The sequence below is a fragment of the Aurantimonas endophytica genome, assembly GCF_014196845.1.
Lineage (GTDB): Bacteria > Pseudomonadota > Alphaproteobacteria > Rhizobiales > Rhizobiaceae > Aurantimonas > Aurantimonas endophytica.
This window is the reverse complement of the sequence record NZ_JACIEM010000001.1, coordinates 1027868-1041293: the sequence shown is the minus strand read 5'-3', so window position 1 is coordinate 1041293 and position 13426 is coordinate 1027868. Positions and strand designations below refer to the sequence as shown.

The window sequence follows — 13426 nt, the reverse complement described above, 5'->3', positions numbered from 1 at the left end:
TCGCCCGGAAAAGCAAAGCGAGGATCATCCGCAGCCGGGCGGGCCCGAGATACTCGGCGCTTCGCTTGCCTCTCGCCATGCGATTGCTCTGGCTCAGGCGGCGATCGGACTGCCGGAGGGTGTGGGCCGAGAGAGCCGCGCGTCCGAGGGGCCTTGCAATATTTCACCGATCGGTGACGCAACGCCTTGGGCCGCCCAGCATTCTCGAATGTAAGCATCAGCCAATACCCGCGTCGCGGGCCCAAGGGAACCACATCATGACCGCGACGGGAGATAGCGACAGAAGCCTCTTTCTCAGCAGCCGACTCATCCGCGCGGCAACGGCGCTCGGACGTGTCACGTCCCAGGTGCACAAGGGCCAGCACGGGCTGACGCTCCCCGAATTCAGTGTCCTGATGATCCTCGGCGGCGACGACGGCGCCCAGACCTCTTCCTACATCGTCGAGACCACGGCGATGGACAAGACCAAGGTCAGCCGCGCGGTCTCCTCGCTCGATCGGCGCAAATGGCTGAACCGGACCCGGGCGACCTCCGACCGCCGCTTCGAGTACCTGGCACTGACGCCAGCCGGCCGCGCCGCCTATGCGCAACTGCTCCCGAAGGTCGAAAGCGCCGAAAAGACGGTGCTGAAGAACCTGACCGAAGACGAGATAAGCGGCCTGGAACGGGGGCTGGCAGGATTGGATCGTGCCTTCGGGGAGCGGGCGTGAGCAGGTCCCTGCCATCCGCCACCGATCATTCCCCTCAGGTCAGACATCCCAGGTCAGATCGGATCTTCGCCGGCCTCGCCCGCTATGTTCTCGCGCGTCGGCATGCGGCGGATCTCCGGGATCACGTCGCGGGCGAACAGCGCGTGTAGCCGCTGCAACTCCTTGACCGGCGCCTCATGCTCGTCGACCCTTATGTCCCACAGCGGATAGTCCTCGGTATCGACGATATAGATCGTCGCCGAGCGTTCGCCCTTGCGGTCGCCACCTGCGAGATCGCCGGCGACGATGGCTGCCAGAAGGCGGTCGGCGAGAGGGGTTCCGGAGCCACTCTCGTAGGCGGCGGCGGCGTCGGCGAGAACGGTTTCGCCGGCGAGCCGGTTTCCCTGCAGGCTGTAGCCATCGCCCTCCTTCGATCCGGCCCAGTCGAGGCAGTCGTCGCCGGTCCAGACGGCGGTGTCGCCGTGCCTGTCGATGAGGGCGAACTGCCGGTTCTGGATGGCGGGATCCATGTCGATCAGGCGGTTGCGCGCCTCGCGCGCCGGCATGCCGTCGCGCAGACAGGCGAGGCCGTCAATGCCGAGATACGGGTTGACGCGCGCCTGCGTTGCAACGGCACCGACGCCCGCCGCGGCGTGGGTCAGCAGCTTGCCCACCGCGGGAACGCCGGTCGTCGCGGCAATGCCGAACTGGCCGGTGCGGGGGCAGCGGGCGATGATGGAAAAGGTCAAGCGCTTGTCACCAGCGGTCGCGGCGGGCGTCGAAGCGCCGGCGCCGATCGTCGAAGCGGTCGTGAGCTTCGCGGCCCCGAAAGTTGCTGCCGCCGGTGTCCCAACGCCCGCGGCGGTCATACCTGTCGTCATGGCGCGGGCGATAGGCCTCGCGATCCCGATGATGGTCGCGCCGGCGGTCGTGTCGCCATTCGTCGCGGTCACGATCCCGCCAATGCGGTCGGTCGTACGAACCCCGGTGGTGCCGGCGCCAGTCTTCGCCGCGGCCGAAATAGCGATGATGGCGGACGTCGCCGCGCCACGACCGATGGTCGCCGCGGTACTGCACCACTCGCTCGGTAGCGCCCGTGCCTTCCCGGGGACCTGGCGCCGCCGCTCGCGCAGCATCTCCCACATTCGTGGCGGGGATGGCGGCAAACGCTGGCGCGGTCCCGGTCAGCATCAACACCAGCAAGGCCACTCGAAACATCGTCCTCTCCCGTCGCCAGGCTTTTTCCATGTCGGAAACATGGGCGCGCCGGTGCCGGCTGTCATCGGAAGGCCGGCGCAACGGCCTTGATTATCCGGCAGGGCAGTTAACAAACGAGCCTCCGTGGTCGCCGGACCGGTCCCGATGCCAAAAGGCACGTTCCATGATATGGCCGGACGAAGGGCCGGCGGATGCCGCCCGGCAAACCGAGGCCGCCGCGCGGCTTCTCGCCACCAGCAGACGGGCGCGCATCCAGCATGACGGCACACGCGAATATCCGGGACGGCAGCCGCTTCGCGGTCGCGCCGATGATCGACTGGACGGATCGCCACTGCCGCTACTTCCACCGGCAGCTCACTCGGCGATCGCTGCTCTACACCGAGATGATCGTCGCGGACGCTATCATCCGGGGCGACCGCGACCGGCTGCTCGGCTTCGACGCGGCGGAGCATCCGGTGGCGCTGCAAATCGGCGGCTCGGATCCGGCGAAGCTGGCGGAGGCCTGCCGGATCGCCGGTGCCTACGGCTATGACGAGATCAATCTGAATGTCGGCTGCCCGTCGGATCGCGTCCAGTCGGGCGTCTTCGGCGCCTGCCTGATGCTGCAGCCTGAACTCGTCGGCGAGTGCCTCGCCGCGATGGTCGCGGCGAGCCCGGTGCCGGTGACGGTGAAGTGCCGGATCGGCGTCGACGACCAGGATCCGGAGGAGGCGCTCGACCGTCTCGCGGACGAAGCCGTGGCCGCTGGCGTCGCCGCGATATGGGTGCATGCCCGCAAAGCCTGGCTGCAGGGGCTGAGCCCGCGCGAGAACCGCGATATCCCGCCGCTCGACTATGACCGGGTGCATCGGCTGAAGCGCCGGCTGCCGGGGGTCTTCGTCGGACTGAACGGCGGCCTTCAGACGCTCGACGCCGCCATCGCCGAGCTCGATCGGGTCGACGGCGTGATGCTCGGACGCGCCGCCTACCAGACTCCGGAGCGATTGCTCGAGGTCGACGCCCGCGTCTTCGGCGAGGAGGCGCGGCCGGTGGATTATCCCGCCATCATCGACGCCATGGCGGACTATGCCGGTCGGCACATCGCCGATGGCGGCCGGCTGGGGCAGGTGACACGCCACATGATCGGCCTGTTCAACGGCATGCCGGGCGCCCGGCGCTGGCGGCAGATCCTCTCGGACGGCGCCGTCCGGCCCGGCGCGGGGCCTGCGCTGCTGCACGAGGCGTTCGCCGCGGTTCGCGTAACGCCTGCGGAGCGTGACGCCGCGTGACGTCTCGCGCAGGCGCTCAGTGCACGCGAGACGGTGGATATCGCGACTTCGGGGATGTAACGCGCCGTGTACGCGCCTAAGAGGACTGATGTCGTTCGATCTCGCGTCGCTCCTCTCCCTGGCCATCCCTATTCTCATTGCCGCCGTCGCCGGCGGCTTTCTTGCCGGGCTTTTCGGGATCGGCGGCGGGGCAATCTACGTTCCGATCCTCTATCAGACCTTCGAAGTGCTCGGCGTCGACCACTCGGTGACCATGCATCTGGCCATCGGCTCGTCGATCGCGATCATCGTGCCGACCTCGGTACGATCGCTGGTGGCCCATTGGCGCAAGGACGCAGTGGACTGGCAATTGCTGCGAGAATGGGTCGTGGCCGTGCCGCTCGGCACCATCGCGGGCGTCACGTTGGCGACCTATGCCTCCTCGGAGGCACTGCGGGGAATTTTCGCCGTGCTGGCCACCTTGCTCGGCATCAAGATGCTGTTTGGACGAGTGCCCTATGTCCTCGCCCAGGACCTGCCGGGCCTGGCCGGCCGATCGATCGCCGGCTTTTGCATCGGAGCCTTTTCGGCGCTGATGGGGGTGGGCGGAGGTGTTCTCAACAACACGTTCATGACGCTGTTCAATCGCCCGATGATCCAAGCGGTGGCAACCAGCGCCGGTGTCGGCGCGCTGATATCGGTCCCTGGCCTCGTCGCCTACATCATCGGAGGCTGGGGCGATCCGCTGTTGCCGCCCTACAGTGTGGGCTTCGTCAGCCTCGCCGCCGTCGCAGTGATTACGCCGGGCTCTCTCCTGGCGGTCCCGGCAGGCGCGGCGCTGGCGCACCGGCTCAGCCGGCGCCAGCTCGAAATCGGCTTCGGCTGCTTCCTGCTGCTGGTTGCCGCGCGCTTCGTCTACAGCCTGCTCTGAGGCGCGTCGCGTCCACGGCGATCTGGCGCCGCTAGTCGGTCAGGATCAGCCGGTCGCCGCGGAAGTCGAACGATGTCAGTGTCGACAGGAAGCTCATCCCGAGCAGCACCACACCAAGACCCTGTCCCTCGATAACCGCCGCGTCGACGTCGTGGCGTACGATGTCGCCGATCCGGACCGTGTCCAGCCGCAGCGGTGCCGCGTTGGCGACGCCGTTGGCGGTCATGACGCGCTGTGAAAAGCGCAGGTTGTCGGTCGCGATACCGAGTGCTTCGGCCGAGGCGCGATCCATGGCGACGACCGAGGCGCCGGTATCGACCATGAAGGAGACCGGCGTGCCGTCGACCGACCCGTTCAGGTGGAAGTGGTTGTCGATGCCGCGCGTCGCCATGAACTGCGTGCGGTCGGAGCCGGCGACGGCTACGACGCTGCCCGGCACGAGCGCGGCAAAGAGCCGGTTCTTCAATGCGTTCAGCTCGGGGGCGGAAGCGTAGAGTCCGATCAGCACCAGGAAGGCGAGACCCCAGATCGCCGCTGCCTTCAGGGCGAAGCCGAGGCGGGTGCGCAGCATCAGCAGCGCGGTCGAGGCGAGCGCCAGACCCCAGGCGCCGTAATAGGCGAGGCCCGCGAACTGGTCGTCCGGAAGTCCGGCGATCTCGCCGTCGCCATTGAGCACCAGCACCAGGCAGGCGACGCCAAGCACCGCCAGGATCACCCAGAGGAGGACGTTCTTACGCATCGTCGGCGCCTCCCTCAGCCCGGGCGCGGGCCAACGCGCTGCGCCGCGTCTCGCGGCGCGGTGGGCGGGTGAGGGTGGCCAGCCGCTCCGGCAGCACCGTCATCAGTTCGCCCCGCTCGGCCGGGGTGAATCCCGTCCAGCCGGCGATCTCGGCGCCGGTCCGGCCGCAGCCGAAGCAGTAGCCGCTCAGCGGGTCGAGGGTGCAGACGAGGTTGCAGGGGCTTTCGATGGTCATTCCGGTCCTGGCTCGCGGCATGCAGCCGCCTTCGCCGAGATATGGCGAGCCGGCGCCGGACGGGCAAGCGTCCGAGGCCTGACGATCCTGTCAGATTGGATCGAAGGCTGCGACGATGGAGGCGAGCGCAGCGAGGGCAGCGTCAGGCGATCTCGTCGAGGGCTTCCATGACCTCGAGGACGCGCGAATTGGGAAAGATCGCGATCGCCTCTGTGCCTTCGCGCAGGCGCGACTGCAGCTCGAAAGAGCCGTCGTGCATCTTCACCAGTGCCTGGACGATGGGCAGGCCGAGGCCGGTTCCCTGCTCGGCGCTCTTGATGGCGACGGAGCCCTGTCCGAAGGACGAGAGCACGATCGGGATTTCTTCTTCGGGGATTCCCGGTCCGTTGTCGCTGACCGAGACATACTGGCCGCCGCCGGCCGTCCAGCCGACGCGCAGCAGGATCTTGCCGCCGCGCGGCGTGAACTTCACGGCGTTGGAGAGGAGATTGATGACGATTTGCCGGAGCGACCGCTCGTCGGCCCACATGGCCGGCAGGTCCTTCTCGAACTCGGCCCTGACCTCGAGCTCCTTGGCATCCGCCTTGACCCGGATATAGGCGAGACAGTCGCGGGCGATCGCGACGAGCTCGACGGCCTCCTCGTTGAGGTTGTAGCGTCCTGCCTCGACGCGGGAGAGGTCGAGGATCTCGTTGATCAGGCCCAGCAGATGCTGGCCGGAGGAATGGATGTCGTCGACATATTCCTTGTAGGCGGGGTTGCCGACCGGCCCGAGGATCTCCTTGCCGATGACTTCCGAGAACCCGAGAATGGCGTTGAGCGGCGTGCGCAGCTCGTGGCTCATCGTGGCGAGGAAACGGGACTTAGCAAGATTGGCGTCCTCGGCGCGCCGCCGCGCCTCGTCCGAGACGATCTTGGCGGTCTCGAGTTCGGCGATCAGGTCGTCCTTCTCGGCCTGGTGCTTCATCCGGTCGAGGGCGCTGCGCCGCAGCCGCTCCGCGACGATGGAAAAGAACGGCACGGCGCCGAGCAGCACCACTTGCATCGTCCCGGTCACCGGCTGCGGCGACGACAGGATCGCGACCACGAGCAGCAGCCCGGTCGGCACGAAGGTCAGGGGGACGACCCCCTTCAGCGTGTACGAGATCATCGCGATCATCGCGACGGCGAGGAAGATCACCGTGAACTGGAAGATCTCGAAGCGCATCGGCCCGCAGGCCTCGCAGGACAGCGTGGCGAGATAAGCCCAGGAAAGACCGGCGACGACATGGCCGAGCAGGAAGAGCCGGCTCCAGCGCCGCACGTCGACGGTGTCGCTGGAGCGCGCGGCGAAGCGCCGCGCGATGAGCACGAGCCCGAGATGGCTGGCCAGCGCGAACAACGTCCAGAGCATGGCCGTCGCAGGCCCGGTGAAGACCGACAACGCAAAGCCGGTGAGGATCACCGGCAAAGGCAGGACAACCGCCGCCGCCTGCACGGAGGCGGCATGCTGCGCCAGAAGCTCGCGCCCGTAGCTGTCGGATACGCCGCCCCGTGACGATAGCCGCTCGCGGGTGCGCCGCAGCGTGCGGTTCAGGTCGGCATTGCCCGACGCGCGCCGCGGGACGAGCTGGGAATCGTAGAGCGGGTGGGCTGCGATGGACATGAACTCGATCGATCGCCTGGATACGCGGATGACGACCGATCATGTTTCGGGAAGCTTAAAAAAATGCCTTAAGGAAGAGCGAAAATGCCGATTGCCTGTGGAAAATCCGACCGCGCCCCGAAGGGATGGACGCTCCGGCTCGCACAGGTCGCCCGCGGCAGCCGCGACCGCAGGGGGCTTGGCAGTCGCCTGTGACCTGCCTACTCATCGAGTGGCATTCGGGGAGGAAGAACGATGAAGCTGTTCGACGGTGGCCGCGCGCCCAATCCGCGGCGTGTCAGGGTGTTCCTGGCCGAAAAGGGGCTCGAGGTGCCGATGGAGGCGGTGGACATGGGCCAGATGGCGCATCGCTCCGAGGAGATCGCCCGGCGCAACCCCCTGAAGCGGCTTCCCGTGCTCGAACTCGACGACGGCACCGTGCTGACCGAATCGATCGCGATCTGCCGCTACTTCGAGGAACTGCATCCCGAACCGGCGCTGTTCGGCACCGGCGCCCTCGACCGCGCGCGCGTCGAGATGTGGAATCGCCGGCTCGAACTCGGGTTCTACGCCGCGGTGGCCGCCGCCTTCCGGCACACCCATCCGGCGATGGCGGCGTGGGAAGTGCCGCAGATTGCCGCCTGGGGTGAAGCGAACCGGCCCAAGGCACTCGAATTTCTCGAAGTCTTCGATGCGCATCTGGCGGACAACCGCTTTGCCGCGGGCGACGATTTCAGCGTCGCCGACATCACCGGTCTGATCGCCTGCGACTTCATGAAGCCGGCGAAAATCGCGATGCCGGAAGGGCTAGACAACGTCGCGCGCTGGTACAGCGAGGTCTCGTCGCGGCCGAGCGCGGCGGCTTGACGGAAAGCGCGTTTCCGCAGACGCCCGAAGCGCTGTACGGGACGATCCGCGGCTGCCGGATCTGCCGGGACGCGCCACTCGGCGCGCCGCTGCCGATCGAGCCGAATCCGATCCTGGTGGTCTCGTCGACGGCGCGGCTGGTCATCGCCAGCCAGGCGCCGGGCAATATCGCCGACCGGACCACGATCCCGTTCAACGATCCCTCGGGAACCAGGCTGCGGCAATGGCTGGGGATCGGGCGGGACATCTTCTACGATCCCGCCCGCCTGGCGATCGTGCCGATGGGCTTCTGCTTTCCCGGCAACGACGCCAAGGGCGGCGATCTCCCGCCGCGGCGTGAATGCCGGGTCACCTGGCACGAGCTGGTGATGGCCTCGATGCCGCAGGTCGAGCTGGTGCTGGCGATCGGGCTCCATGCGCAGCGCTTCCACATCGTCGAGGGCGCGGGCGCGAGCCTGACCGAGACCGTCGCGGACTGGCGGAAAATCCTGGCGGGACGCGGGCGCTATGCGCCGGTGCTGCCAATGCCGCATCCGTCCTGGCGGAACACGCCATGGCTGAAGCGCCATCCCTGGTTCGACGCCGAGCTGGTACCGGAACTGCAGCGGCGCGTCGCCGAACTCGTCTGACGCCGGGCAGGGCGCGCCGTGCCACCGCGCCCTGTTGTTTTTGCCGAGGCTTGTCTATCACTCGAAGCGAATGACGGGAGTGGTGCGGCGATGGACCGGCTGGACAAGAAGATTTTGAGGCTGCTGCAGGAGGATTCGACGCTGGCGGTGGCCGACGTCGCCAAGCGTGTCGGGCTGTCGACCACGCCCTGCTGGCGCCGCATCCAGAAGCTCGAGGAAGAGGGCGTCATCAAGCGCCGCGTCGCCATCCTCGACCCGGTCAAGGTCAATGCCCGCGTCACCGTGTTCGTCTCGATCCGCACCAATTCGCATTCCAACGAATGGCTGAAGCGCTTCTCCGAGGTGATCGGCGAGTTTCCGGAGGTCATCGAGTTCTACCGGATGAGCGGCGACGTCGACTATCTGCTGCGCGTCGTCGTGCCCGACATCGCCGCCTACGACGCGTTCTACAAGCGGATGATCGCGAAGATCGAGATCCGCGACGTCTCCTCGTCGTTTGCGATGGAGCAGATCAAGTACACCACAGAGCTGCCGCTCGACTATCTGGTGCTCGACAAGGAGCCGCGCGGGGATTGAGTCGCCAGCGCGGATAGACGAGTCGGCAGAATCGGTTGCGGAGGATTGTTGCGGCGTCGCGCGAGCTTGTTCATGCGGCCCGCGCGACATTGGCGAGAACGCGTTACCGGTTGAGGCGGGCGAGCAGGCTCGACGTGTCCCAGCGCTTGCCGCCCATCGCCTCGACCTCCGCGTAGAACTGGTCGACGAGTGCGGTGACGGGCAGGGTGGCGCCGTTGCGCCTAGCCTCAGCGAGGCAGATGCCGAGATCCTTGCGCATCCATTCGACCGCAAAGCCGTGCTCGTAATGATCGGCGATCATCGTCTTGTAGCGGTTCTCCATCTGCCAGGAGCCGGCGGCGCCCTTGGAGATGACGCCGATCACCTTCTCGATGTCGAGACCGGATTTCTGGCCGAAGGCGATCGCCTCCGACAGGCCCTCGACGAGGCCGGCGATGCAGATTTGGTTCATCATCTTGGTCAGCTGGCCGGAGCCGGCCGGACCCATCAGGCCGACCATCTTCGCGTAGGCATCGATCACCGGCTTGGCCGCCGCGAAGTCGGCTTCCTCACCGCCGCACATCACGGTCAGGACGCCGTTCTCGGCGCCCGCCTGGCCGCCCGAAACCGGCGCGTCGATGAACTTGAAGCCCTTTTCGCGCGCCGCCGCATCGAGTTCGCGGGCGAGTTCGGCCGAGGCGGTGGTGTTGTCGATCAGCGTCGCGCCCGGCTTCATGCCGGCGAAGACGCCGTCGTCGCCGTAGACCACCGAGCGGACATCGTCGTCATTGCCGACGCAGGTGAACACGAAGTCGGCGCCGTCGGCGGCTTCACGCGGCGTCGTGGCATGGGCGCCGCCATGTTCGCCCGCCCATTTCTGCGCCTTCTCCGCGCTGCGGTTGAAGACGGTCACGTCATGGCCGCCCTTCGCCTTGAGGTGACCCGCCATCGGGTAACCCATCACGCCCAATCCGATGAATGCTGTCTTCGCCATGCCGGCTTCCCCCCTTGATCGATGCATATGTCGGGCCGGCGGTGCGGCGGCCCGATCGGCTTTTCCCTGTTGTGCGGCTCGAAGTCGAGACCCGCTACCGCTTCAGATGCCTTGTCAGCCGACGCTCGGCGAAGTTCGTCGCGTGGCGCAGCGCCTCGACGATGGAGAGATACAGCAGGGCGGCCCAGACATAGGTCTGGAAGTCGAAGGTGCGCGAATAGGCCTGCCGCGTCTCGCCGAACAGGTCGTAGACGGTGATGATCGCGACGATGGCGGAGGCCTTGATCATCAGGATGATTTCGTTGGCGTAGGGACGCAGCGCGACGATCATCGCCTGCGGCAGTACCACCTTCCAGAAGATCACGCGCCGCGACAGACCGAGCGACCTGGCGCCCTCCCACTGGCCGCGCGGCACGCTCTCGATGGCGCCGCGCAGTATCTCCGCCTGATAGGCGGCAGTGTTCAAGGCAAGCGAGAACAGGGCGCAGTACCAGGCCTCGCGAAAGAACCCCCAGAGCCCGATCGCCTCGAAGAACCCGCGGAACTGTCCGAAGCCGTAATAGACGAGGAAGATCTGGGCGATCAGCGGCGTGCCGCGGAAGAAATTGACGAAGGCAAACGCTGACCATTGCGCGACCAGGTTCTTCGACATGCGGCCGAAGGCAAGCGGCACGGAGACGATCGCGCCGCAGACGAAGGAGACGACGACCAGCGAGACGGTGACCCACAGGCCGGAGAGGTAGGACAGGCCAAAGCGGCTGAAGAGCGTCAGGTCGAAAACCGCGGCGAGGTAAACGACGAAGCCCACTGCGGCCACGATCCAGAAGGCGATGGCGAGGATGCCGGCGATGGGGCGACGCCGGGCGAGGGCTTCCGGCGGTGGCGAGGCCGCGATGATCCGCTCGGCGACGCTCAACTCGCCATCTCGCCGCGCTTGGTCCAGCGACCGATTCTCCCGAGCGCAAAGGACGAGATCAGGGTCAGGATCAGATAGAGGGCGCAGGCGACGCCGAAGAACAGGAAGGGCTCCCGGGTCACGCGCGCGGCGATCTGTGTCTGTCGCAAAATCTCCGTCAGTCCGATCACGGAAACGAGGGCGGTGTCCTTGATGAGGTTCTGCCAGAGATTGCCAAGGCCCGGCAGGGCGATCTTGATGAGCTGCGGCAGGATGATCAAAAGCATGACGCGGGACTTGCGGAGCCCCAATGCGGCTCCGCCCTCGCGCTGGCCATTGGGAATGGCCCGGAAAGCGGAGAGAAAGACTTCGCTGGCGAAGGCCGTGAATATCAGGCTGAGCGTGATGACGCCGGCCTGAAAGCTCGACAGCGCGATCTCGGGCAGGCCGCTCGCGCCGCTCAACGAGCGCAACGCGCTGTTGAGGCCGAAATAGACCAGGAACAGCGTCAGGAGCTCCGGCAGGCCGCGGAAGATCGTCGTGTAGATGTTGGCCGAGAGATTGAGCAGCCGGTCCTCCGACTGCTTGGCGAGCGACAGGAGGAAACCGGCGACGAGGCCGATCGGCAAGGTCACCAGCGACAGCGACACGGTCAGAAGGACACCGGCCGCGATTTCGTCGCCCCATCCGGTCTCGCCGAAGCCAAGGAGAACCAGTGCCTCCTGCATCAGGCGCGCCTCCTGGTCCGGAGCCGCATCTCAGCCTCGCCGACGGATTGTTCGCCGCCGACCGGTCTTGCGACCTTTCGAGACCGGCCTAGTGTCGTGCTCCCAATCACGGAGAACTTTCCGCCATGACGATGTCCCGACGCTCGCTTCTTGCCGGAGCGCTGGCCGCTCCCGTTCTCGTCAAATTCGCACTTGTCCCGGCGAACGCACAATCCGCGGCTGCGGGCGGCGCTTCGCAGTTCGTCGCCGTGCAGCGCCTGAAGGTGGGAGATGCGATCGTTACCGCTATCTCCGACGGCCACCTGACGATCGATACCGCGCTCTTGTCCAACATCACGCCGGAGGCAGCCAGCGAGATCCTGTCCGCCGCCTTCCGGGAGGGCGCCTCGCCGGTGGTGACCGGCGTCAATGCCTATACCGTGCAGACGGCGGACCAGACGGTGCTGATCGATGCCGGCGGCGCAGGCATGCTGCCCAGCCTCGGCCAGCTGATGCCCGGGCTCGATGCGGCCGGCATCGCCCCGGACGCGATCACGGCGGTCCTGCTCACGCATCTGCATCCCGACCATATCGGTGCGATGCTGGTCGACGGGCAGCCGGCGTTCCCCAATGCCGACGTTCACCTGCATGAGATCGAGACGTCCTTCTGGGCGAGTGCCGACAACCGCGAAGCGGCGCCCGACGAGTTCAAGCCCTTCTTCGATGGCGCCAAGGCGGTGATCGATGGCTACGGTGACCGCGTCAAGACCTTCACCGGGTCCGCGGAAGTGGTGCCCGGCATCACCGCCCGCGAGCTGTTCGGCCACACGCCCGGCCATTGCGGCTTCCTCGTCGGCAGCGGCGAGGACAGTCTCCTCGTCTGGGGCGACATCGTCCATGTGGCGCCGGTGCAGTTCGCAAAGCCTGGTGTCGGCGTCGCCTTCGACGCCGATGGCGCAACGGCCATTGCGACCCGCCAGGCTATCCTGGCAGAGGTCGCGGCGGAGCGCACACGCGTTGCCGGCATGCACATCTCGTTCCCGGGCATCGGCCATCTCGTGAAGGGGCTGGAGGAGGACACCTACGCGTTCCAGCCGTCCCCCTGGACCTACGAACTCTGATCGCATCGCCCGTCGAAGCGCGGCGTCGCGTGACGCCGCGCTTTCTTCGTGACCCAGTCTCACTCGCCGTAGACGTCGAAGTCGAAATACTGGTCCTGGATGGTCTTGTAGGTGCCGTTCTCGCGGATGGCGGCGATCGCCTCGTCGAACATGCCCTTCAGCTTATCGTTGCCCTTGCGCAGGCCGATCCCGACGCCGCTGCCATAGATGGCGGGGTCGGCGGGCAGCGTGCCCAAGATCTTGCAGCAGGCGCCTGCCTCGCTGTCGATCCATTCGGACAGGACCACGACATCGTCCATCACCGCGTCGACGCGGCCGCTCTCGATGTCGAGCTTGTACTCTTCGGCGGTCGGATAGAGCCGGATGTCGGCGTCCGGGAACAGGGCTTCGGCGGCCTGGGCGTGCGTGGTCGCCGTCTGGGCGCCGATCGCCTTGCCGGAAAGCGCCTCGGCCGTGGCTTCCGCGATGTCGGAATCCTTCGGCACGGCGATGGCCGGCGGCGTCTGATAGTATTTGTCGCTAAAGGCGATCTGCTGCTCACGCTCCGGCGTGATCGACATCGAGGCGATCAGGGCATCGAAATTGCCGTTCTGGAGCGCCGGGATCATGCCGTCCCAGTCCTGGGTGACGAAGGTGCACTCGACCTTCATCTGGTCGCAAAGCGCCTTGGCGATGTCGACGTCGAAGCCCTTGAGCTCGCCGGCCGCGTCGAGAAAGTTGAAGGGCGGATAGGCACCCTCGGTCCCGATCACGACCTTGGACCAGTCCTTGTCGGCGTCGCTTTCCTGTGCGGCCGCGGGACCGGCGAGCAGGGCAGCGACCGCGGTGGCGAGCGCGAGAGTTCGGGTGAATCGCATGGAGACCTCATCGTTGTTGTTGGCGGTCACGCTGCTCGGACGCCCGGAAAAGCAGCATGCCGCGAAGACAGGCGATGCTGCCATTTTTTCGCCTTGCAAGGCAACCGTGACGATAGGC

General features: G+C 66.7%; 16 protein-coding genes. 8 read left to right on the top strand and 8 right to left on the bottom strand.

Translation table 11 applies throughout. The features are described from left to right. The first annotated feature begins 257 nt into the window (after positions 1-257). Positions 258-710 carry a MarR family winged helix-turn-helix transcriptional regulator gene (locus GGR03_RS05090; RefSeq protein WP_183206431.1) on the top strand — a complete coding sequence of 151 codons (453 nt, stop codon included), beginning with the start codon at positions 258-260 and terminating at the stop codon, positions 708-710. Positions 711-763: 53 nt separating this feature from the next. On the opposite strand, the gene GGR03_RS05085 is transcribed toward GGR03_RS05090, so the two are convergent. Then, the gene (locus tag GGR03_RS05085) at positions 764-1438 is read right to left on the bottom strand and encodes a DUF1028 domain-containing protein (RefSeq protein WP_183206430.1); all 675 of its coding nucleotides are present in this window, start codon (positions 1436-1438) and stop codon (positions 764-766) included. Here GGR03_RS05085 and GGR03_RS05080 point away from each other — a divergent pair. The 3 genes from GGR03_RS05080 to GGR03_RS05070 all read left to right on the top strand — a co-directional run bounded on the left by GGR03_RS05080 (position 1422) and on the right by GGR03_RS05070 (position 4085). Continuing rightward, positions 1422-1997 carry an NADH dehydrogenase [ubiquinone] 1 beta subcomplex subunit 11 gene (locus tag GGR03_RS05080; RefSeq protein WP_183206429.1) on the top strand — a complete coding sequence of 192 codons (576 nt, stop codon included), beginning with the start codon at positions 1422-1424 and terminating at the stop codon, positions 1995-1997. The genes GGR03_RS05085 and GGR03_RS05080 overlap by 17 nt on opposite strands. Positions 1998-2164: 167 nt before the next feature. Continuing rightward, positions 2165-3175 carry a tRNA dihydrouridine(20/20a) synthase DusA gene (gene dusA, locus GGR03_RS05075; protein ID WP_183206428.1) on the top strand — a complete coding sequence of 337 codons (1011 nt, stop codon included), beginning with the start codon at positions 2165-2167 and terminating at the stop codon, positions 3173-3175. Positions 3176-3263: 88 nt separating this feature from the next. Further along, entirely contained in the window at positions 3264-4085 is an 822-nt protein-coding gene (locus tag GGR03_RS05070; RefSeq protein ID WP_183206427.1) for a sulfite exporter TauE/SafE family protein, read from the top strand. Positions 4086-4116: 31 nt separating this feature from the next. Here the strand turns inward: GGR03_RS05070 and GGR03_RS05065 are convergent, their stop codons facing one another. The 3 genes from GGR03_RS05065 to GGR03_RS05055 form a co-directional block, all read right to left on the bottom strand. Further along, positions 4117-4824 (bottom strand): retropepsin-like aspartic protease family protein, encoded by a 708-nt coding sequence (locus GGR03_RS05065; RefSeq protein WP_183206426.1) that lies wholly within the window; start codon positions 4822-4824, stop codon positions 4117-4119. Beyond that, positions 4817-5053 carry a DUF1289 domain-containing protein gene (locus GGR03_RS05060; protein ID WP_183207037.1) on the bottom strand — a complete coding sequence of 79 codons (237 nt, stop codon included), beginning with the start codon at positions 5051-5053 and terminating at the stop codon, positions 4817-4819. The genes GGR03_RS05065 and GGR03_RS05060 overlap by 8 nt, the downstream gene beginning before the upstream one ends. A 148-nt stretch (positions 5054-5201) precedes the next feature. Then, a complete protein-coding gene (locus GGR03_RS05055; RefSeq protein ID WP_183206425.1) occupies positions 5202-6704 on the bottom strand; it encodes a sensor histidine kinase in 1503 nt (500 codons plus the stop codon). A 234-nt stretch (positions 6705-6938) separates the two neighbouring features. On the opposite strand from GGR03_RS05055, the gene GGR03_RS05050 reads away from it, so the two are divergent. The 3 genes from GGR03_RS05050 (at position 6939) to GGR03_RS05040 (ending at position 8755) form a co-directional block, all read left to right on the top strand. Continuing rightward, on the top strand, positions 6939-7550 hold the full coding sequence (locus GGR03_RS05050; protein WP_183206424.1) for a glutathione S-transferase family protein: 612 nt from the start codon (positions 6939-6941) through the stop codon (positions 7548-7550). Next, entirely contained in the window at positions 7547-8179 is a 633-nt protein-coding gene (locus GGR03_RS05045; RefSeq protein ID WP_246367588.1) for a uracil-DNA glycosylase family protein, read from the top strand. Before GGR03_RS05050 ends, GGR03_RS05045 begins: the two co-directional genes overlap by 4 nt. A 90-nt stretch (positions 8180-8269) precedes the next feature. After that, positions 8270-8755, top strand: a complete 486-nt coding sequence (locus GGR03_RS05040) for an Lrp/AsnC family transcriptional regulator (RefSeq protein ID WP_183206423.1) — start codon at positions 8270-8272, stop codon at positions 8753-8755. A gap of 103 nt (positions 8756-8858) precedes the next feature. Here GGR03_RS05040 and GGR03_RS05035 read toward each other — a convergent pair whose 3' ends face one another. The 3 genes from GGR03_RS05035 to GGR03_RS05025 all read right to left on the bottom strand — a co-directional run bounded on the left by GGR03_RS05035 (position 8859) and on the right by GGR03_RS05025 (position 11351). Next, entirely contained in the window at positions 8859-9728 is an 870-nt protein-coding gene (locus tag GGR03_RS05035; RefSeq protein ID WP_183206422.1) for an NAD(P)-dependent oxidoreductase, read from the bottom strand. A gap of 94 nt (positions 9729-9822) precedes the next feature. Next, positions 9823-10644, bottom strand: coding sequence for an ABC transporter permease (locus tag GGR03_RS05030; protein WP_183206421.1), 822 nt, complete (start codon positions 10642-10644; stop codon positions 9823-9825). Then, positions 10641-11351, bottom strand: a complete 711-nt coding sequence (locus tag GGR03_RS05025; protein WP_183206420.1) for an ABC transporter permease — start codon at positions 11349-11351, stop codon at positions 10641-10643. Before GGR03_RS05025 ends, GGR03_RS05030 begins: the two co-directional genes overlap by 4 nt. Positions 11352-11476: 125 nt before the next feature. Here GGR03_RS05025 and GGR03_RS05020 point away from each other — a divergent pair, with 125 nt between their 5' ends. Further along, positions 11477-12451, top strand: coding sequence for an MBL fold metallo-hydrolase (locus GGR03_RS05020; RefSeq protein ID WP_183206419.1), 975 nt, complete (start codon positions 11477-11479; stop codon positions 12449-12451). 59 nt (positions 12452-12510) lie between these two features. Here the strand turns inward: GGR03_RS05020 and GGR03_RS05015 are convergent, their stop codons facing one another. Next, entirely contained in the window at positions 12511-13308 is a 798-nt protein-coding gene (locus tag GGR03_RS05015; protein WP_183206418.1) for a lysine/arginine/ornithine ABC transporter substrate-binding protein, read from the bottom strand. Positions 13309-13426: the final 118 nt, after the last annotated feature.